Source organism: Sphingopyxis sp. Root1497 (assembly GCF_001427085.1).
In the GTDB taxonomy this organism is placed as follows: Bacteria; Pseudomonadota; Alphaproteobacteria; order Sphingomonadales; family Sphingomonadaceae; genus Sphingopyxis.
The window spans coordinates 1,401,022-1,420,344 of record NZ_LMGF01000005.1 but is presented as its reverse complement, the minus strand read 5'-3'; the positions used below and the strand labels follow the sequence as shown (position 1 = coordinate 1,420,344).

Below are 19,323 nucleotides of genomic sequence, written 5' to 3'. Positions count from 1 at the left end.
TCGCAAGCGCTGCGGACAGGAAAATCATGCCCATGTGACCAAAAGCATATTGTCCCCTGGCGAGGCATGTTACGCCGCCGTCGGGTCGGTCGGCCGCGCGTATCGCGGATGGTATGGAATGAGGGAAGAACATGGGTAAATTTTCGATAGCGGGCGGGTTGGTCGTGGCGGCGGCAATGTTCGCGGCGGCGCCCGCGCAGGCCCAACTGGTCAACGCGAAGGATCCGCAGGCGATCAAGGCGATCGTCGAGTCGCAAGGCTGGCCTGCGACGCTGGTCACCAAGCCGGGTGAGAATCCTTATATCGAAAGCAGCCGCGACGGCCTGAAGTTCCTCGTCCTGTTCATGAACTGCGACGAGGGCAAGGACTGCAAGACGCTGCAATATTATATGGGTTTCAACGACGCCAAGAGCACGACGCTTGAGCAACTCAACAAATGGAACAGCGAGAAACGCTTCGCGCGCGCCTATCGCGACGATAGCGGCGACCCGGTGCTCGAAATGGACGTCGACCTCGACTTCGCGGGCCTTCCGCGCGAAAATCTGAGCGATAGCTTCAGCACCTGGGCGGCGCTGATGGACGCCTATCAGGCGTTCGTCTTCGAAAAATAGCGATGGAGCGTCGGGCGCGATGTCTCAACGGACGTCGCGCCCGGCGACCGCCGCAAAAAGAAATGGGGAATCGTCCGCGCAACGCCCTTGCCTTGCTGTATTATGCAACTAAAACAGCAGATCGAAATCCCAGGAAAGGACGACGATGCTGCGGGCGATATTTGTTGGAACGATATTGGCACTGGCCAGCCCGGCCATCGCCTGCGCCGAAGAGGCCCCACAATCGGCAACGGCGGCCATCGAGGAAACGGCGATCGCGGGTTTTCCGCATGCCAGGCTCTACCGGCTTGCCGGACCCCGGCAGCGGCCGGTCGTCGTCATCCTCGCCGGCGCCGAGGGTGGTGACGGGGCCGGAAAGCGTTTCGGGCCGATCCTCGCCCGGCTTGGCTATGCCGCGGTCAGCCTGCCCTATTATTCGCCGAACTGGGGCAGCTTTGGGCCGCCGCCCGAATATGCCGACCTGCCGGGCAGCTTCATCGACATTCGCGTCGACCAGATCGCCGGACTGAAGGCCCAACTCGCGACGATGCCGGGCGTCGACACCAGCCGGTTCGGCCTGTTCGCCGGATCGAAGGGTTCCGAATTCGCGCTGATCGCCGCGAGCCGCTATCCATGGATCGCCGGCGTCGTCGCTTATGCGCCGTCCGATCTGGTGTGGGAGGGCTGGGGGCTCGAGATGGTCGAGGCCGAGGGCACGCGATCTTCCTTCGCCTTCGATGGCAAGCCCCTGCCCTTCATGCCCTATCGCGGTTTTGTCGAAGGGCTGATGGCCGGCGACAAGGCCGATTTGCGCGCGATCCACGAGAATGGCCGCGCCGACCATAGCGATCGCGAAACCGCCGCGCGCATTCCGGTCGACGCCTATCGCGGCAAACTGATGCTGATCGCGGGCGACAAGGACCAGCTGTGGAATTCGGGCCGGATGGCGCGCAACATCGTCGCAACGCGCGACGCGGCAGGGTTGAAGACCACCGCGCTGCTCTACCCCGATGCCGGGCATGACCTGGCGGGCGGGTCGACCGAGGCCCGCGACGATCCCCGCGGCGGCGGCAGTCCCGACGCCAACGCCAAGGCGCGCGGCGATGCCTGGCCGCAGGTCGTGGGGTTTCTCAGGGACGCGCTGCGTCCCTGATCGTCGCGCGCGAAATCAGGCGTTGCGCAGCGCGCCCGCGACCAGCTTTTGCAGCTTCGAATGCACTGCGGCGCTGCCGGCGATGAATTCGCTGCGTTCGATCGCGCGGTCGCCGCCGCGGAAATCGCTGACGAACCCGCCGGCTTCGCGCACCAGCAATATGCCGGCGGCGACGTCCCAGATCTTGAGGTCGCTTTCCCAGAAACCATCATAACGGCCCGCCGCGACCCACGCGAGGTCGAGGCTGGCGGCGCCGAAGCGGCGGATGCCGGCGACTTCGGGCGCGACCGCGCCGAACACGCGGCTCCACTGCGCCATATTGCCATGGCCCATGAAGGGGATGCCGGTGGCGATCAGGCATTCGTTGAGATGGCGGCGCGACGACACGCGCAGGCGGCGGTCATGCAGCCAGGCGCCGCGCCCGCGCTCGGCCCAATAGCTTTCGTCGGTCACCGGGTGGTAGATGAGGCACGATGTGATATCGCCCCAGCCGCCGCCGAGCTTGGGTTCCTGGACCGCGATCGAGATCGCAAAATGCGGGATCGCGTGGAGGAAGTTCGAGGTGCCGTCGAGCGGATCGATGATGAAACGCGGCTTGCCGGGATCGCCCTCGATCACGCCGCCCTCTTCGAGCACGAAGCCCCAGCCCGGACGATCGCGGCCGAGTTCGTCATAGAGCGTACGCTCGGCGGCCTGGTCGGCCTTCGAGACGAAGTCTGCGGGCCCCTTTTGCGAGACCTGCAGATGCTCGATCTCGCCGAAGTCGCGGCGCAGCTTGGTGCCCGCCTTGCGCGCGGCGCGTTCCATGACGGTGATGATGCCCGATACGGCCATTTCGAATCTCCCCCCTCCCGCTTNGGGGGGAGGGAATGTATTCGGGACAAAAACCTGCTCCCCGAACAGGCCCTCCCCTAACCCCTCCCGCAAGCGGGAGGGGAACTTAATCAGTCCGCGCGGCGGACATATTCGCGGTCGTACACATGCACGACGATGCGGGTGCCGCTGGTGATATGCGGCGGCACCATCACGCGCACGCCATTATCGAGGATTGCGGGCTTGTACGACGAGGAGGCGGTCTGGCCCTTCACCACCGCGTCGGCCTCGACGATCGTCGCTTCGATATGTTCGGGCAGTTCGACCGAGATCGGACGCTCTTCCCACAGTTCCAGAACGACATCCATGCCGTCCTGCAGGAATTCATGCGCTTCGCCGACGACGTCCTTTGCGATGGTGATCTGTTCGAACGTGTCCTTGTCCATGAACACCAGATCGTCGCCCTCGGCATAGAGGAACTGGAAATCCTTGGTGTCGAGGCGGACCTTTTCGACCGTGTCGGCGCTGCGGAAGCGGTTGTTCAGCTTGCGTCCGTCGATCAGGTTCTTGGCCTCGACCTGCATATAGGCGCCGCCCTTGCCCGGCTGGGTGTGCTGGATCTTGGTGACCTTCCAGATCCCCTTTTCATATTCGATAATATTGCCGGGACGGATTTCAACGCCGGTGATTTTCATCGCGCACACTCGCTGGTTCAAGGATGGAAAGAGCCGCCGACGCGTCGCGACGCACCGGATACAGGAGCGCGCCCTTAGCCGCGAAGGCGGCGAAGGGCAAGCGCGCGTTCGTTCAGGCCGTGGTCTCGACCGCTTTGCGCGTCCGCGCATAGCTGAGCGAGATCAGCGCGACGAACAGGCCGAGCCCGATGAAGATCGACGGCACATGGAAGCCGTCGCCGACCACCGCGAGCGGCGCATCGCTGTCGGTCGCGTAGACGAGGCCCGCATAAAAGACCCCGAACAGGCTCTCACCGACGATCATTCCGGTCGCGGTCAGCACGCCCATGCGGTGCGCGAAGGCGGCGTTGGCGCGGCGTTCGGCCCAGCGATCATAGAACCAGCCCCCAACAGCGCCGATCACGACGGGCAGGATCACCGCCATCGGCAGGTAGATACCGATGCCGATGGCGAGCGGCGGCAGCCGCAGCTTGCCCGCGCGGCCGAGCAATTCGTCGACGAGGATAAAGCCGACGCCCGCGAGCGCGCCATAGCCGAGCATCGTCCAGTTGAGATCGCCGCCGAGCACGCCCTTGGCCAGCGAGGAGATCAGCCCGGCCTGCGGCGCGGCGAGCGCATTCGGACCCGCGCCGGGAACGCCGACGAAGCCGAGCGTCTCGTTGAGCACGTTGAGCACCGGCGGCACCACAAGCGAACCGAAGAACACGCCGATCATCAGCGCGACCTGTTGCTTCCACGGCGTCGCGCCGACGAGCTGGCCGGTCTTGAGGTCCTGGAGATTGTCGTTCGAGATCGTCGCGATGCCGAACACCACGCCGGTGACGATCAGCGCATAGGCGACCATCGCCGCGCTCGCCTCTTCGCCGCCGCCGCGCCCGAGCAGCCCCACGAGCAACAACGACGAGGCGATGATCGCGAGGATGCCGATGCCCGATACCGGCGAGTTCGACGCGCCGATCAGCCCCGCCATATAGCCGGTGACCGAGGCGATCATCAGTCCGATCACGACGACGAAGACGAGCGCGCCCGCCACGAGAATCACCGCCGACCCCGCCAGCGGCCCGCCCGCGAGGATCGACCACAGCAGCCAGGCGATCGGGATCAGCACCAGCAGCGACCCGCCGAACACCCAGCCGATCGGAATATCCTGCTCGCCGACCGCCAGCACCGTGCCCGCGTGACGCGCCTTGCTCGCCGCCATCGCCGAGCGGATGCCGCCGATCACCGGGCGCGCGATCTTGAGCAGCGTCCAGAGTGCCGCGACCGCGATCACCCCGGCGCCGAAGAAACGCACATCGGCGCGGAACACCGTGTTCGCGATCGTTTCGGCATCGGGGCCGGCGACGCCTTGCGTCAGGATCGGCAACAATATCCACCAGCCGGTGACCAGCCCGACAAGCTGCGCCAGACCGACCGACAGGCCGACGAGATGACCAACGCCGAACAGCGCGAAGCCGAGGCCGCCGGCGATACCGGTCGCGCCCGCCCCGACCGAGAACCATTTCGACACTTCGCCCGCCGCGACCTTCATCTGGGTGAGCAGGGTAAAACCGGCGGCGACGAGGCTGTTCCACAGCAACGCCGACAGGCCCGCCTTATTCTCCGCCGCGCCCTCGGCGCTCGCGGCGCCGACCTGCAGCACTTCGGCGGCGGCGCGCCCTTCGGGATAGGGCAGGTCCGAATCGACGACGAGCGCGCGGCGCAGCGGTACCGAGAAGAGCACGCCCAACAGGCCGCCGAGCATCGTGATCGCGGTGGTTTCGAGCAGCGGAAAGCCCTGCCAGTAGCCGACCATGACGAGGCCGGGCAGCACGAAGATGATCGCGGCGAGCGTGCCCGCGGCGCTCGCGATCGTCTGGACGATATTATTCTCGAGGATCGTCGCGCCGGTCATGAAGCGCAGCAGCGCCATCGAAATCACCGCGGCGGGAATCGAGGTCGCGAAGGTCAGCCCGACCTTCAGCCCCAGATAGACGTTCGCGGCGGTGAACATCAACGTCAGGACGCCGCCGAGCAGGACGGCGCGCAGCGTCAGTTCGCGGACGCCGGCTTTCGCCCCGGTGGTTGGCGTGGTGGCTTCGGTCATACTCGGTCTCCCCGCCCGCTGTGTTGCGAGGTGCCGCGCGATGCGCAAGCGAAAAGGCGTGGGCGCTATTGGACCGAAGCGCCAAATGCGACGGACCGAAATCCTTTTGACGCAACGATCCAATAGGAATGCGCCCGGCGCTGGCAGAAGCGCCCCCATGATGACCTGCAACCTCTCCGACGATATGCGCCGCCCCCGCCGCGGCGGCAACGCCCTCCCCCGGCGCCCCACCCCCTGTGCCGGCTTGTTCGGCTGGCGAAAGGATGGCGCCCCGCCCCGTAGCCGCGATGACGACCCCGGCAAGAAGCCCGGTCCCGACTACCCCGCCGGCTGACCCGTCAGCGGCGGCCGCGCCGTCCGGTGAGCAGCGGATAGGGATTGATCGGCTCGCCCGCCGTCCAGGCGCTACCCGGCACGGTGGTCAGCATCTGGAAATGCAGGTGCGGAAAGGCCGGATCGGCATTGCCGCTCGCCCCGACGGTCGCGATCACCTGCCCCCGTTTGACCCGGTCCCCTTCGGCGAGGCCGCGGCGATAGCCCTGCAGATGCGCGTAATAGAGCATCAATCGACCGTCGTCGGAGCGCTGGTAGATGGTGAGGCCGCCGCGGTCGGAGGCGAAGAGCTTCTCGATCCGCCCGTCCATCGCGGCGAGCACCGGCGTGCCGACGGGTGCCGGAATGTCGATCGCATGGTGCAAGCGCCCGCCGGCGCGCGCGCTGGCCCAGCTGTCGACCAGCTCGGAGGGCTTGATCCCCTCGACCGGAATGACGATGGCGATGTCCGGTGCGCCGCGTCCGCTCGCTGCCGCTGCGACGCCCAATGCGAGCATCGCAATCGCAGCGCGGACCGCCGCGCTTTTCACCCCGCCAGTAACGCGTCGAACTGTTTCACCGCCGCCGCCGCGCCCTCGGGGTGCGACCAGACCGCCCCCGACACTGCGATGAAATCGGCGCCGGCGTCGATCAATGCCCGGGCATTGTCGAGGGTGATGCCGCCGATCGCGACGCACGGCAGTTCGAACATGCTTTGCCACCAGGTCAGGATTTCGGGGTCGGCCATATGCTCGACCGCCTTGGTCGTCGTCGGATGGAACGCGCCGAACGCGACATAGTCGGCGCCGGCATCGCCCGCTTCCATCGCGAGGTGGCGACTGCCGTGGCAGGTCACCCCGATCTGCGCGTCGGGACCGAGGATGCGACGCGCCTCGCGGGGATCGCCATCGTCCTGCCCCAGATGCAGCCCGTCGGCGCCGAGCCGCTTCGCCAGCGCGACATCGTCGTTGACGATGAAGGCGGTGTCGTGCGCGGCGCAGATCGCCTGTAACGGTTCGGCAAGCCGCGCCGCCTCATGCTGCTCGATGCCCTTGACGCGAAACTGGAACGCCGCGACCGGCGCGGCGGCCAGCGCCTCCTCCAGACGGCTAGGAAAATCGCCGCCGACGTCGAGCGGCGAGATGAGATAAAGCTGGCACGGGGTGCGGGTCACTTGGGTCATGGCGGGTTCATAGCGACGCGCTTAGGTGCGGGCAAATGATGAAAACAGCCTGTCTTGCCGCCCCGATCATGCTTGCCGCCCTCGCCCTGTCGGCGTGCGCGGCGACCGGCGCCGCGACGCCCCTCCCCGACGGCAGCGACGTCGCGCTCGGCCAGCGCGCCTATGTCGACGGCCCGATCGTCCAGCCGGTCGAGGTACTGGAAGACAGCCGCTGCCCGATGAACGCGCGCTGCGTCTGGGCAGGCCGGGTGCGGGTGAAGATGGTCTGGTGGCGCGGCAACGGCGAAAAGCAACCGTTCGAGGTGACGCTCGGCGACTCGACCCCGCTGGCGGACGGCGCGATCCGGCTGGAGTCGGTGCGGCCCGAGAAAAGGACCGACGTGACGCGGAAGCCCGAGGATTACCGGTTCAGTTTCCGGTTCGACGGCGGGATTTAACCCACCTCGTCATTGCGAGGAGCCGAAGGCGACGCGGCAATCTCAAGACATCGACTGTACGCAAGGTCGATGGCTGGAGATTGCTTCGCTTCGCTCGCAATGACGGGAGGGATTTAGCGCACCCGCGCCAGCACGAAGCCGTCCCATTTCTTCGCGCCGACCGTCTGCACCGCGGTCGCGTCGAGGCGCGGATCGGCGCTCAGCATGTCGAACAAGGCCCGCGTCCCAACGATGCGTTCGTCGTCGCTGTCCGCCTCAAGCACCCCGCCCTCGCGCACGACATTGTCGACGACGATCGTCGTGCCGCTGCGCCCCAGCCGGATCGCTTCGGCGACATAGTGCGCGTTGCTCTGCTTGTCGGCGTCGATGAAGACGAAATCGAACGGGTCGCCCTTCGCCATCGCGCCGAGGCTATCGGCGGCGGAGCCGATCCGGATATCGACCTTGTCCGATACCCCGGCGCGCTCCAGATTCTCGCGCGCGACCCGGGCATGATGCGGTTCAAGTTCGAGCGTCACCAGCCGTCCGTCATCGGGCAGCGCGCGCGCCAGCCAGATCGTCGAATAACCGCCGAGCGTGCCGACTTCGAGGATGCGGTTCGCGCCGGCGATCTGGGCGAGCAGGAACAGCATCTTGCCCTGCGCCGCCGACACGTCGATCGGCGGCAGGCCCTGTTTTTCATTGTTGGAGAGGGTGGCGGCAAGCGCGTCGTCGGCGCCGAGCAATTTGTCAGCGATATAATCGTCGACGGCTTGCCACCTCTCTCCCATCACATCAGGCCACCGAGGCCGCGTGAATTTCGTCGATCGCGCCGCCCAGCGACGCGTTGAAGTCGTCGTCGCTCATCTGGTGGCGCAGGTCTTCCAGCAGCGCGCGGCTGAAGCTCGCGATGATGCCGGGGTTCTTCGCCAGTTCGACACAGGCTTCGGGACGCGCGAAGCCGCCCGACAGCGCAACGACGCGGAGCACCTTGGGATGGTCGACCAGCGGCTGGAAAAGCCCGGCTTCGGTCGGCAGCGACAGTTTGAGCATCACCGGTTCGCCGTCCCAGGCGTCGAGCGCGGCGAGCGTCGCGGCGAGCAGCAGGCGATCGGCGGCGTCGCGCTCGGCGCTCTTGATGTTCACTTCGGGTTCGATGATCGGGACGAGGCCATGTGCCGCGATACGCGCCGCTTCGGCGAACTGCTGTTCGACGATCGCCTTGACGCCCGCTTCATTGGCGAGGTTGACGACGCTGCGCATCTTGGTGCCGAACACGCCCTTGGCGACGGCACGCGCGCACAACTCGTCGAGACCGGGGTTGGCCTTCATCAGCTGGACGCCATCGGCTTCGTCTTCGAGCCCCTTGTCGACCTTCAGGAACGGCACCACGCCGCGCTCCCAGAGCAGCGCCGGGACGGGCTTGCCGTCCGCGTCGCCGTCCATCGTGCGTTCGAACAGGATCGCGCCGATCACCTTCTCGCCATTGAAGCAGGGCGCGGTAACGATGCGGCTGCGCATGTCGTGGATCAGCCCGAACATTTCCTCGTCGTTCGCGAAAGCATCGGCCTCGATGCCATAGCCCTTCAGCGCCTTGGGCGTCGAACCGCCGCTCTGGTCGAGCGCGGCGATAAAGCCCTGCCCCGATTTGATCTGGTCCAGCATGGCGGCATTGGCGGTGGTCATAACATCTCCGTGGCTTTGCATAGGTATGCGATGGCGCGCATAGCCACCCCGCTGGCGGGATGCAAATGCGCGCGCGAAATCAGGCTTTGAGCGCGTCGACCCCGGGCAGCGGCTTGCCTTCCATCCATTCGAGGAAGGCGCCGCCGGCGGTCGAGACGAAGGTGAAGTCGGCGGCCGCCCCGGCGTGATTGAGCGCCGCGACGGTGTCGCCGCCGCCCGCGACCGAAATCAGCGTGCCCCCGCGGGTCAACGCCGCGGCGGTTTTCGCCAGCGCGACGGTCGCCGTGTCGAACGGCGGGGTTTCGAACGCGCCGAGCGGGCCGTTCCACACGAGGGTACGGCAATTCTTCAGCACGTCGGCGAGCGCCTCGGTCGCGGCGGGGCCGATGTCGAGAATCATCTCGTCGGCGGCAACCTCATGGACATTGACCGTGCGCGTTGGCGGATTGGGGGCGAACTGCTTCGCCACCACGACGTCATAGGGCAGATGGATGGTGCAGCCCGCCTTGTCGGCGGCGTCGAAGATCGCGTTGGCGGTCTCGACCAGATCATGTTCGCACAGCGATTTGCCGACATCGACCCCGCGCGCGGCGAGAAAGGTGTTCGCCATGCCGCCGCCGATGATCAGATGATCGACCTGACCGACCAGATTGCGCAGCACGTCGATCTTAGACGACACCTTGGCGCCGCCGACGACCGCCGCGACGGGATGCGCCGGATTGCCGAGCGCCGCGTCGAGCGCGTTGAGTTCGGCCTCCATCGCACGGCCGGCATAGGAGGGCAGCCGGTGGGCAATGCCCTCGGTCGAGCCATGCGCGCGGTGCGCCGCCGAAAAGGCGTCATTGACATAGAGGTCGCCGACCTCGGCGAGCGCATCGGCAAAGGCCGGGTCATTGGCTTCTTCGCCGGGGTTGAAGCGCGTATTCTCCATCACCGCGACGTCGCCCGCGGCGAGCACGGCGATGCCCGCCTTGGCGCCTTCGCCGACGCATTCGGGGATGAACATCACCGAATGGCCGAGCACATCCTCGAGTCCGCCCATGACGAGGCTCAGCGATTGAGTCGGGTTTTTCGCGCCCTTCGGCCGCCCGAAATGCGCAAGCAACAGCACGATCGCGCCCTTGTCCGACAGTTCGCGGATCGTCGGCATCGCCGCCTCGATCCGCGTCCGGTCGCCGACCGCGCCGTCGATCATCGGGACATTGAGGTCGACGCGCACCAGCACCTTCTTGCCGGTGACGTCGCCGATGTCGTCGAGGGTCTTGAACGCGGCCATCGCTTTTTCCCTTCGGTTCAGAGGAACTTGGCGATCACGCCCGCGGTGTCGATCATGCGGTTCGAGAAGCCCCATTCATTGTCGTACCAGCTGAGCACGCGCACCAGCTTGCCGTCGATGACCGCGGTTTCGAGGCTGTCGATCGTCGAGCTGTCGGCATTGTGGTTGAAGTCGATCGAGACCAGCGGCTCCTCGGTATAGCCGAGCACGCCCTTGAGCGGGCCTTCGGCGGCGGCCTTGAGCACCGCGTTGACTTCTTCCTTGGTCGTCTCGCGCAGCGGGGTGAAGGTCAGGTCGACGACCGACACATTCGGGGTCGGGACGCGGATCGACGAGCCGTCGAGCTTGCCTTTGAGTTCGGGCAGGACGAGGCCGACGGCCACGGCGGCACCGGTCGAAGTCGGGATCATCGACATCGCGGCGGCGCGCGCACGGCGCGGGTCGTCGTGGATCTGGTCGAGGATCTTCTGGTCGTTGGTGTAAGCGTGGATCGTCGTCATCAGGCCGCGCTCGATCCCGATCGCCTCGTGCAGCACCTTGGCGAAGGGCGCGAGGCAGTTGGTCGTGCACGACGCGTTCGAAATGATCAGGTGGTCGGCGGTGATCTTGTCGTCGTTGACGCCATAAACGACGGTCAGGTCGACTTCCTTGGCGGGGGCCGAGATCAGCACGCGCTTCGCGCCGGCATCGAGATGCTTCTGGCCGCCGGCCTTGTTGGTGAAGAAGCCGGTGCATTCCATCACGATGTCGATGCCGTTCGCGGCATGCGGCAGCGCGGCGGGGTCGCGCTCGGCGGTCACCTGGATGCGCTTGCCGTTGATGATCAGGTCGTTGCCGTCGACTTCGACGGTGCCGTTGAAGGCGCCGTGGACCGAGTCATGGCGGAGCAGGCGGGCGTTGGCCTTGGCATCGCCGAGGTCGTTGATCGACACCAGTTCGAGATCATGGTCGGTCCGTTCCAGAATCGCGCGCGCCACATTGCGGCCGATGCGTCCGAAACCGTTGATTGCAACCTTCACTGCCATGTCGAAAAGTCCTTTCTGCGTGGGGCGACCCGGTCCTTAATTGCCGAGCTTTGCCAGAATTTGCGGGGTGATCGCATCGACCGTCAGGCCGAAATGCGCGTAGAGATCGTCGATCGGTGCCGAGGCGCCGAAGCTGTCGATGCCGAACCGCAAGCCGTCGCGGCCGGTGTAGCGTTCCCAGCCAAAGGTCGTGCCCGCCTCGATCGAGACGATCAGCGTGTCGCGCGGCAGGATCGCGTCCTGATAGGCGCCGTCCTGTTCATCGAACAATTCGGTCGAGACCATCGAGACGACGTCGGCGCCATGGCCGGCGGCTTCGAGCTTGTCGGCGATATCGATCGCCAGCGACACTTCGGACCCGGTTGCGACGAGTACGATCTTGCGCGCAGCCGAAGCTTCGCGGAGACGGTAACCGCCTTTCGCGCAAAGATTTTCGGTGACGTCATGACGCAGCGGCGGCAGGTTCTGGCGGGTCAGTGCGAGCAGCGACGGCCGATCCGTCTGCGCCAGCGCCAAGGCCCAGCATTCGGCGGTCTCGACCGCATCGGCGGGACGCATCACGAGCAGGTTCGGCATCGCGCGCAGCGACTGGAGATGCTCGATCGGCTGGTGCGTCGGGCCGTCCTCGCCGAGCCCGATGCTGTCGTGCGTCATCACATAGACGACTCGCTGCTGCTGCAGCGCCGACAGGCGGATCGCGGCGCGGCAATAGTCGGCGAACACTAGGAAGGTGCCGCCATAAGGGATCACGCCGCCGTGCAGCGCCATGCCGTTCATCGCGGCGGCCATGCCGAATTCGCGGATGCCATAATAGATATAGCGACCCGAATAATCGTCCTTGGTCAACGGCTTGGTCGACGATGTTTTGGTGTTGTTCGAACCGGTGAGGTCGGCGCTGCCGCCGATCATCGCGGCGATATCGGCGGTCAGCGCGCCGAGCGTGTTTTCCGACGCCTTGCGCGTCGCCACCTTCGGCGGTTCGGCGACGAGGCCGTTCAGATAGGCGTCGAACGCCGCGCCGGGGGTCACGTTGCCCGCGATGCGTGCCGAAAATTCGTCCTTCTTTTCGTCATTTGTGAGGCGAAGCTTCCACAGCGAATGACGCTTCTTGCCGACTTCGCCGAAGGCGGCCCAGGCTTGCGCGACATCGGCGGGGACTTCGAACGGCGCGGCGGTCCAACCGAGCGTCTCGCGCGCCGCGGCGATTTCGTCGGCGCCGAGCGGCGCGCCGTGAGTCGCCGACGTGCCCTGCTTGTTCGGCGCACCGAAGCCGATGATCGTGCGGCACGCGATCAGCGACGGGCGCGGATCGGCGAGCGCGGCGTCGATCGCGCGGCGGATGTCGGCGGGATCATGGCCGTCGCAGCTTTCGACATGCCAGCCGGTCGCGGCGTAGCGCGCGGCGATATCCTCGCTGGTCGACAGGTCGGTCGATCCGTCGATGGTGATCTTGTTGTCGTCCCACAATACGGTCATGCGGCCGAGCTGCAGATGGCCGGCCAGCCCGATCGCTTCGTGGTTGATGCCCTCCATCAGGCAGCCGTCGCCGGCGATCACCCAGATGCGGTGATCGACGAGGTCGTCGCCATAGAGGCTGTTGAGGTGGCGTTCGGCGATCGCCATACCGACCGCCGTGGCGAGTCCCTGCCCCAGCGGACCGGTGGTCGTCTCGACGCCTTCGAGCTCAAAATTCTCCGGATGACCGGCACACGGGCTGCTCAGCTGGCGAAAATTGCGGATGTCCTCGATCGTCGGGCGCGCATAGCCCGCAAGGTGCAGCGTCGCATAGGCGAGCATCGAACCATGCCCCGCCGACAGGACGAATCGGTCGCGGTCGGGCCAGTGCGGATCGGTCGGGTCGAAGCGCAGATAATCCGAATACAGGACCGTCGCGACATCGGCCATGCCCATCGGCATCCCCGGATGGCCGCTGTTCGCGGCCTGGACGGCGTCCATCGCAAGCGCGCGGATCGCGTTGGCGAGCTGACGTTCGGGCAGTGTCATAAGTCCCCCGGAAAAGGATAGGCAGTTGGCGGGATTCGGTGGGGACAGCCCTTTGCGGGGGGATGCCGCAGAGTCAACCGCTGTGGGCAAGAAATGCGCGCTTGAGGGCGCAATATTGCGCTGCTACGCCATGCATCATGGAACTCGACGAAGCCAGTCTCGCCATCGGCCGTATCGAGCGGGCGCTCAGCCGGATGGAAAAGGCGCTGACCGATCGCGCCGCCCGCCCGGCCGCCGCCCCCGCCGTTTCGGCAACCCCCTTGCCCCCTGCCGAACAGTCGGCGCTCAAGGCCGAAGTCGCGGCGGTGATCGGCGAACTCGACCGGCTGATCGCGGAGGCCGACCGTGGCTGACGTCAAACTCACCATCGCCGGACGCCCCTATGACGTGCATTGCGCCGACGGGCAGGAAGCCCAGCTGATCCAGCTTGCGAGCATCGTCGATGCCAAGGCGCGCGGCATCCAGGGCGGCACCGAAGTGCGCCAATTGCTGTTCGCGGCGCTGATGCTCGCCGACGAGACGCAGGACGCGCAGACCAAGGCGGGCAGTGCCGAACCGCAGCTCGATTCGCTGCGCGCCGCGATCGCGCTCGCCGAGAGCCGCGAAACGGCAGCACGCGACGAGCTGCGCGCCGCAATCTCGCGCGAGTCGGCAGCGCTCGCCGAAGCGAAAAAAGCCGCGGACTGCGAGCGAGCGGCGCTGGATGAACTCGAAAAGCTGCGTCAGGGCGCCCCCGTCGTCCCCGCGCCGGCAGCGCCCGTGCACGGACGCGCGCTTGGCCAGATTGCCGACCGCATCGAAGCGCTGGCGACGAAAGTCGAGCAAATCCCTTGAGGAAGCGCGCCCCCCCCCCTACATAGGGGGCGGCGGGTACTGCCCGGCACGAGCTTTTGCGAAAATCCCTGAGGCGATACATCATCCTAGGGGGCTGTCCCTGCCCGGACCCTGGTCCGACGTATATGGTCCCCACCTGACGTTACTGGCGTCAGAGGATCTTCCAGCAAACGACCCACGGTGGTCCCGCCAACCACTTGATGAAGGCAGAGAGAAGGCGATGACCGATCCGTCCGCCGACCTGCCGAGCCAAAAGCAGCATTTGCGCGAGAAACTGCGCTTTCGGCGGCGCCATTTCGTCGCCAATCTCGACGAGTTCACACGCTTTGCCGCCTTTCGGGCGCCGCCCGCGCCGCTGGAGGCGCTGGTGGCCGCGCATGCCGTGACCGGCGCCTATGCGGCTTGGGGCGACGAGCCCGATATCCTGCCGATGCTCGCGGACAAGGCCGAGGCCCACGGGATCGCCCTTCCCCATCACGCCGGCCGGGTGGAGATGATGACCTTTCGCCGCTGGCGCCCCGCCGACCCGCTTGCGAAGGGACCTTGGGGAACGCGCCAACCCGCGAGCAGCAGCGATTCGGCGACGCCGGCCCTGATCTTCTGCCCGCTGGTCGGATTCGACCGCAGCGGTGGCCGCATCGGCCAGGGCGGCGGCCACTACGACCGCTGGTTCGCCGCGCATCCCGACGCCTTGCGCATCGGCGTCGGCTGGTCGGTGCAGGAAATCGACGCGACGCCGATAGAACCCACCGACATGGCGCTCGACGCCGTGCTGACCGAACAGGAATTTATCGTGACCGGAGACCGTTTGTGACCCCTCAGCCGCAGCCCAGCTGGCGCAAACCCGCCGGCATGTTCCTGATCATGGTGCTGATCATCGTGTGGGCGGGGCTGGTCGCCAGCCTGTCGCCCTGGGTCGGGGAGTGGCCGGTGCTGGTCCAGGCCTTGTTCTACCTGACCGCAGGGATCGCCTGGATATGGATCCTGCCGCTGAAGCGGCTGCTGCGCTGGATGGAACTGGGGCGGTGGCGCGGCTGATACAGCCGCGCCAATCCACAGTTTTCGCTTCGTAAAGCTTCCCAAGACGCGGTGGCCATTCCGTCCAAAAATGGAAGGAATGGCGCGAGTGACGGGGCTCGAACCCGCGACCTCCGGCGTGACAGGCCGGCACTCTAACCAACTGAGCTACACCCGCGTGTGCTTGGGAGCAGCGCCAATATGCGCCGCGCTCCACCCTGTCAACCGTCGCTTTCGGGGTGGGTGCGATTTAATCGGTCGTGCATGTCGTCGACCGTGGTGAGCGTGCCGCGCTCGAACAGGAAACCGGCCAGATCGGGCGTTCCGGTCGACTGCAGCACGGTCTGGAGGATGAGCAGCAAGGGCACCGCGAGCAGCGCGCCCGGCGCCCCCCACACCCAGCCCCAGAAGCTCAAGGACACCAGAATCAGCAATGGATTGATCGTCAGCCGCCGTCCGAGCACCAGCGGGGTGATCAGATTCGCCTCGATCGTATGCACCCCGATGAAGATTAGCGCTGGCAGCAGCGCGATGCCCACCGCGTCGAAGGTCATCAGCCCGCCGAGCCCGAGCAGCGTCGCGGCGACGATCGGCCCCAGATAGGGCACGAAATTGCACAAAGACACGATGCCGCCCCACATGAAAGGCGACGGCATGCCGAGCGCCCACAGCAACAACGACACCAGCAGCCCGAGGATCGCGTTGATCATCGTGATCGTCGCGAGATAGTCGGCGGTCGCATCGACGACATTCTGGATCACCCGCGCGGTCTGCATCGCGCCGTCGAAGCTGCCGCGCCGCCGAATCGTGCCCTTTCGCAGCCGGGTCCAGCCGGCGAGGAAGAAAAAGATCACCAGCACCGCGAAGAACAGCTGGATCGCCGCGGTCGGGGCCGAGGTGATGAAATAGTCGACGACCGACGACGGCGCCTGCGCCGCGACCGCCTGCGCCGTGGCCTCGGTCCCGCTCGCCACCGACATCAAGGTGCGGTCGACGAATTTCTGCAGCGTCGAATAGAAATCGATCAGCGGCGCGAGATTGCTCTGGATACGCGGAATCGACTCGGGAAGCCGCGCGAACCAGCCGGTCGCGGGGACGACGATGATCGCCAGCGCCGCATTGACCAGCATCAGGAAGCTTGAAAGCGCGAGGAACGACGCCAGCGCCGACGGGACCCCGCGCCGCTCGAGCCATTCGAGCAGCGGCACCAACGCGATCGCGATGACGATCGCGGCGGTCAGCGGCAGGAAGAATTCGGCCCCCGCCTTGAGCGCAAAGGGAAAAGCGAGGCAGAACGCCGCGCCAATGATCAGCGTCAGCGCCGCGAGCAGGCGATCGCGGCGAAAATCGTCGATCTCGATCTGTTGCAGCGGATTGATGCGCGGCGCGCGTGCATCCTTATCCCCCCGATCCTCGGCCACGCGCCATATCTCCCTGTTAACCCGTCCTTCCTACGCCAGCTTCACGACCGGCGCCAGACGGCTCGCATCGGCCGGCCCAAACGGACTTCTGTCCAACTCTGGGCCAGAATCGCACTTTCTAACGGGGGCTTAACCAGAAATTTTCCTTTTTCGCCGATTGAGGGGTCACGGACCAGCCAATCGGAGTCAAAGATCATGGTGAATGCGCCTGTGGGGGGCGCGCTGCATCAGTATCGCATCCCTGCCATTTCAATTTTAGCGCTCGCTATTGCGCTCGCCCTGCCGATGCAGGCCCAGGCCGCCGGCACCCGCGCGGGTTCGACGATCAGCAACACCGCCAGCGCCAGCTATGACGCCGGCGGAGGCACCCAGACGATCGATTCGAACAAGGTCGACCTGCGCGTCGACGAACTGCTCGACGTCACGGTCGATTCGAGCGACCCCGCCGACGTCCCGACGACGCCCGGCGCGACCGCGCAATTGCTCACCTTTTCGGTCACCAACAACGGCAATGGCGAAGAAAGCTTCGCGCTTTCGACGATCGCCAATGGCGGCGGCGATGATTACGACCCGACGGTCACGCAAATCTACATCGATAACGGCGACGGCGTCTTCGATGCCAACACCGACACGCTTTATACGCCTGGCGCCAACGACCCGACGCTCGATCCCGACAAAAGCGTCACGATCTTCGTGCTTTCGACCACGCCGGGCGGCGTCAGCGACGGCAATCGCGGCACGGTAAGCCTGGTTGCCGCGGCGAAGACGGGCACCGGCGCGCCCGGCACCAGCTTCGCCGGCCAAGGCGACGGCGGCGGCGACGCCGTCGTCGGCTCGACCGGTGCCGACGGCCAGGACCAGGGCGCCTATGTCGTCTCGGCTGCGACGGTTTCGCTCGTCAAATCGGCGGTCATCGTCGATCCGTTCGGCGGCAGCGAGCCGGTTCCCGGCGCAACGATCACCTATACCATCGTCGCGACGGTCGCCGGGAGCGGCGCGGTGAACGGCCTCGCCATCACCGACAATATTCCCGCCGACACCAGCTATATCGCGAGTTCGATTACCCTCGGCGGTACCGGACTGACCGACGCGGCCGATGCCGACGCCGGCGATTACAACGGCACGCGGGTCAATGTCGCGCTCGGCACGGTTGCCGGCGGCCAGACCCGTACTGTCACCTTCCGAACCAAGATCGATTGATGGAGCAGAACATGCGCCTGTTTTTCCTAGCGTTCGCCGCGGCAATCCTGCCCGGTCAGGCTCTGGCGGCCAATCAGGTCGCGCTCGACAACAATGTGTTCGTCGAACGCGTCTCGACCGACGCCACCGGCAAGCAGCGCGTGCTGCTCGAAGAGCCGAAGGTCGTCGTTCCCGGCGACCGCCTGGTGTTCGTGCTCAACTATCGCAACGCGAGCGCGCAGCCGGCGGACAAGTTCGTGATCACCAACCCGCTGCCCGCGGCGGTCCGTTTCGCCGACGCCGGCGACACGCGGCCGTTCGTTTCGATCGACGGAGGCAAGACGTGGGGTCTGCTTCCCGAAATGACCGTGCGGCAGGCCGACGGGACGGTGCGTGCGGCGCAGCCGGGCGACGTCACGCACATCCGCTGGGCGTTCCAGAAGCCGATCCCGGCGGGCGGAACGGGCAAGCTGATGTTCCGTGGAGTTGTCAAATAAGCGTTTGAAATAAGCCGCCTAACGGTTGCCGGCGGTGGGGAAAGGCAACCAACCAAAGCCCAGGAGTTCAGCTGATGACCAAGCTGACGAATATGGGCACCTTGGGTCTGGCGGCGATTGCAACTTTCGCCTCCGCGCCGGCGTTCGCCGCCGGCACGACCGCTGGTGCCTCGATCACGAATACCGCCACCGTCGATTTCCAGGTCGGTGGTGTGAGCCAGGTTCAGCAAAGCGCGTCGGACACTTTCGTGGTCGACCGCAAAATCAACCTGCTCGTCGAGGAAGTCGGCACCGTAACGACCAACGTCGTTCCGGGGCAGACCAACGCGATCACGACCTTCCAGTTGACCAACCAGTCGAACGAAGGGCTCGACTTCCTGCTCGCGGCCACCCAGATCACCGGCGGCACGGCGGCGCATGGCGGCACCGACAGCTTCAACGCGAGCAATATCCGGATTTATCGCGACAATCCGACGACAGGCACGGTCGGCAGTTGGGACGCGGGCGACGCCCTTGTCACCTATGTCGACGAACTGGCCGCTGATGCGATCACGCGTCTCTTTGTGCTCGCGGACATCCCCACCGGTCTCGCCAACGGCTCGGTTGCGGGTGTGCAACTGCGCGCCACGGCCCGTGAAGGCGGTGTTGTCGGTACGCAGGGTGCGGCGGTCAGCCAGACGGCGGGGGCCAATACGGCGGCCAAGGATACGGTCTTTGCCGACGGCATCGGCGTCAACGACGCCAATCGCGACGCGTCGCACAGCGACGACGACGATTATACGGTGCAGACGGCGACACTGACGGTCACCAAGACCAGCCGCGTCATCTCCGATCCGTTCAACCTGACCTCAAACCCGAAAATGATCCCGGGCGCGACGGTCGAATATTGCATCGCGGTGGCCAATAGCGGCAGCGCCGATGCGACGAGCGTGTCGATCAGCGATAGCGTGCCGACGCAGTTGACGTTTACCGCCAGCACGATCCTGCTCAACGGGACGGTCACGTCGGGGACGTGTAACGCCGATGGTGCGGCGGGGGGCAGCTATGCCGCGCCCGTCGTATCGGGGACGATCGCCACGGTGGCGGCGGGCGCGACGCGCACGCTGGTCTTCCGCGCAACCGTCAACTGATCGCGG

General features: G+C 66.0%; 21 protein-coding genes and 1 tRNA gene. 10 read left to right on the top strand and 12 right to left on the bottom strand.

Annotation, left to right across the window (positions count from 1 at the left end; all coding sequences use genetic code 11):
• The first annotated feature begins 131 nt into the window (after nt 1-131).
• Nucleotides 132-611 carry a YbjN domain-containing protein gene (locus ASD67_RS21205; RefSeq protein WP_056351286.1) on the top strand — a complete coding sequence of 160 codons (480 nt, stop codon included), beginning with the start codon at nt 132-134 and terminating at the stop codon, nt 609-611.
• Nucleotides 612-756: 145 nt separating this feature from the next.
• Nucleotides 757-1,743 carry an acyl-CoA thioester hydrolase/BAAT C-terminal domain-containing protein gene (locus ASD67_RS21200; RefSeq protein WP_056351284.1) on the top strand — a complete coding sequence of 329 codons (987 nt, stop codon included), beginning with the start codon at nt 757-759 and terminating at the stop codon, nt 1,741-1,743.
• Nucleotides 1,744-1,758: 15 nt separating this feature from the next.
• Here the strand turns inward: ASD67_RS21200 and ASD67_RS21195 are convergent, their stop codons facing one another.
• From ASD67_RS21195 to thiE, 5 genes are all read right to left on the bottom strand, one after another.
• Nucleotides 1,759-2,577 carry an inositol monophosphatase family protein gene (locus ASD67_RS21195; protein ID WP_056351281.1) on the bottom strand — a complete coding sequence of 273 codons (819 nt, stop codon included), beginning with the start codon at nt 2,575-2,577 and terminating at the stop codon, nt 1,759-1,761.
• A gap of 110 nt (nt 2,578-2,687) precedes the next feature.
• Nucleotides 2,688-3,251 carry an elongation factor P gene (gene efp / locus ASD67_RS21190; protein ID WP_056351280.1) on the bottom strand — a complete coding sequence of 188 codons (564 nt, stop codon included), beginning with the start codon at nt 3,249-3,251 and terminating at the stop codon, nt 2,688-2,690.
• Between the two features lie 112 nt (nt 3,252-3,363).
• A complete protein-coding gene (locus tag ASD67_RS21185; RefSeq protein ID WP_056351278.1) occupies nt 3,364-5,337 on the bottom strand; it encodes an OPT family oligopeptide transporter in 1,974 nt (657 codons plus the stop codon).
• 338 nt (nt 5,338-5,675) lie between these two features.
• Nucleotides 5,676-6,200, bottom strand: coding sequence for a M23 family metallopeptidase (locus tag ASD67_RS21180; RefSeq protein ID WP_056351276.1), 525 nt, complete (start codon nt 6,198-6,200; stop codon nt 5,676-5,678).
• A complete protein-coding gene (thiE, locus tag ASD67_RS21175; RefSeq protein WP_056351274.1) occupies nt 6,197-6,832 on the bottom strand; it encodes a thiamine phosphate synthase in 636 nt (211 codons plus the stop codon). Before thiE ends, ASD67_RS21180 begins: the two co-directional genes overlap by 4 nt.
• Nucleotides 6,833-6,867: 35 nt before the next feature.
• Between thiE and ASD67_RS21170 the strand changes: the two genes are divergently transcribed.
• Nucleotides 6,868-7,269, top strand: a complete 402-nt coding sequence (locus ASD67_RS21170; RefSeq protein ID WP_235535776.1) for a hypothetical protein — start codon at nt 6,868-6,870, stop codon at nt 7,267-7,269.
• Between the two features lie 113 nt (nt 7,270-7,382).
• Here ASD67_RS21170 and ASD67_RS21165 read toward each other — a convergent pair whose 3' ends face one another.
• From ASD67_RS21165 to tkt, 5 genes are all read right to left on the bottom strand, one after another.
• The gene (locus tag ASD67_RS21165; protein ID WP_056351271.1) at nt 7,383-8,039 is read right to left on the bottom strand and encodes an O-methyltransferase; all 657 of its coding nucleotides are present in this window, start codon (nt 8,037-8,039) and stop codon (nt 7,383-7,385) included.
• A gap of 4 nt (nt 8,040-8,043) precedes the next feature.
• A complete protein-coding gene (locus ASD67_RS21160; RefSeq protein WP_200938101.1) occupies nt 8,044-8,913 on the bottom strand; it encodes a fructose bisphosphate aldolase in 870 nt (289 codons plus the stop codon).
• Nucleotides 8,914-9,013: 100 nt separating this feature from the next.
• Nucleotides 9,014-10,210, bottom strand: a complete 1,197-nt coding sequence (locus ASD67_RS21155) for a phosphoglycerate kinase (RefSeq protein ID WP_056351267.1) — start codon at nt 10,208-10,210, stop codon at nt 9,014-9,016.
• 17 nt (nt 10,211-10,227) lie between these two features.
• The gene (gene gap / locus ASD67_RS21150) at nt 10,228-11,235 is read right to left on the bottom strand and encodes a type I glyceraldehyde-3-phosphate dehydrogenase (RefSeq protein WP_056351266.1); all 1,008 of its coding nucleotides are present in this window, start codon (nt 11,233-11,235) and stop codon (nt 10,228-10,230) included.
• A 36-nt stretch (nt 11,236-11,271) separates the two neighbouring features.
• The gene (gene tkt / locus ASD67_RS21145; protein WP_056351264.1) at nt 11,272-13,239 is read right to left on the bottom strand and encodes a transketolase; all 1,968 of its coding nucleotides are present in this window, start codon (nt 13,237-13,239) and stop codon (nt 11,272-11,274) included.
• A gap of 137 nt (nt 13,240-13,376) precedes the next feature.
• Between tkt and ASD67_RS21140 the strand changes: the two genes are divergently transcribed.
• The 4 genes from ASD67_RS21140 (at nt 13,377) to ASD67_RS21125 (ending at nt 15,111) form a co-directional block, all read left to right on the top strand.
• Complete coding sequence (locus ASD67_RS21140) at nt 13,377-13,592, top strand: hypothetical protein (RefSeq protein ID WP_056351262.1); 216 nt, start codon at nt 13,377-13,379, stop codon at nt 13,590-13,592.
• Nucleotides 13,585-14,073, top strand: a complete 489-nt coding sequence (locus ASD67_RS21135; RefSeq protein WP_056351260.1) for a cell division protein ZapA — start codon at nt 13,585-13,587, stop codon at nt 14,071-14,073. Before ASD67_RS21140 ends, ASD67_RS21135 begins: the two co-directional genes overlap by 8 nt.
• A 220-nt stretch (nt 14,074-14,293) precedes the next feature.
• Nucleotides 14,294-14,887 (top strand): 5-formyltetrahydrofolate cyclo-ligase, encoded by a 594-nt coding sequence (locus tag ASD67_RS21130; protein ID WP_056351259.1) that lies wholly within the window; start codon nt 14,294-14,296, stop codon nt 14,885-14,887.
• Nucleotides 14,884-15,111 (top strand): DUF2842 domain-containing protein, encoded by a 228-nt coding sequence (locus ASD67_RS21125; protein WP_268799292.1) that lies wholly within the window; start codon nt 14,884-14,886, stop codon nt 15,109-15,111. Before ASD67_RS21130 ends, ASD67_RS21125 begins: the two co-directional genes overlap by 4 nt.
• A gap of 80 nt (nt 15,112-15,191) precedes the next feature.
• On the opposite strand, the gene ASD67_RS21120 is transcribed toward ASD67_RS21125, so the two are convergent.
• Nucleotides 15,192-15,268, bottom strand: a tRNA-Asp gene (locus ASD67_RS21120).
• 43 nt (nt 15,269-15,311) lie between these two features.
• A complete protein-coding gene (locus ASD67_RS21115) occupies nt 15,312-16,469 on the bottom strand; it encodes an AI-2E family transporter (RefSeq protein WP_056352283.1) in 1,158 nt (385 codons plus the stop codon).
• 327 nt (nt 16,470-16,796) lie between these two features.
• On the opposite strand from ASD67_RS21115, the gene ASD67_RS21110 reads away from it, so the two are divergent.
• The 3 genes from ASD67_RS21110 (at nt 16,797) to ASD67_RS21100 (ending at nt 19,317) form a co-directional block, all read left to right on the top strand.
• Entirely contained in the window at nt 16,797-17,711 is a 915-nt protein-coding gene (locus ASD67_RS21110) for a DUF11 domain-containing protein (RefSeq protein ID WP_235535775.1), read from the top strand.
• Between the two features lie 11 nt (nt 17,712-17,722).
• Nucleotides 17,723-18,187, top strand: coding sequence for a DUF11 domain-containing protein (locus tag ASD67_RS21105; RefSeq protein WP_082545286.1), 465 nt, complete (start codon nt 17,723-17,725; stop codon nt 18,185-18,187).
• 74 nt (nt 18,188-18,261) lie between these two features.
• Nucleotides 18,262-19,317 carry a DUF11 domain-containing protein gene (locus tag ASD67_RS21100; RefSeq protein ID WP_235535774.1) on the top strand — a complete coding sequence of 352 codons (1,056 nt, stop codon included), beginning with the start codon at nt 18,262-18,264 and terminating at the stop codon, nt 19,315-19,317.
• Nucleotides 19,318-19,323: the final 6 nt, after the last annotated feature.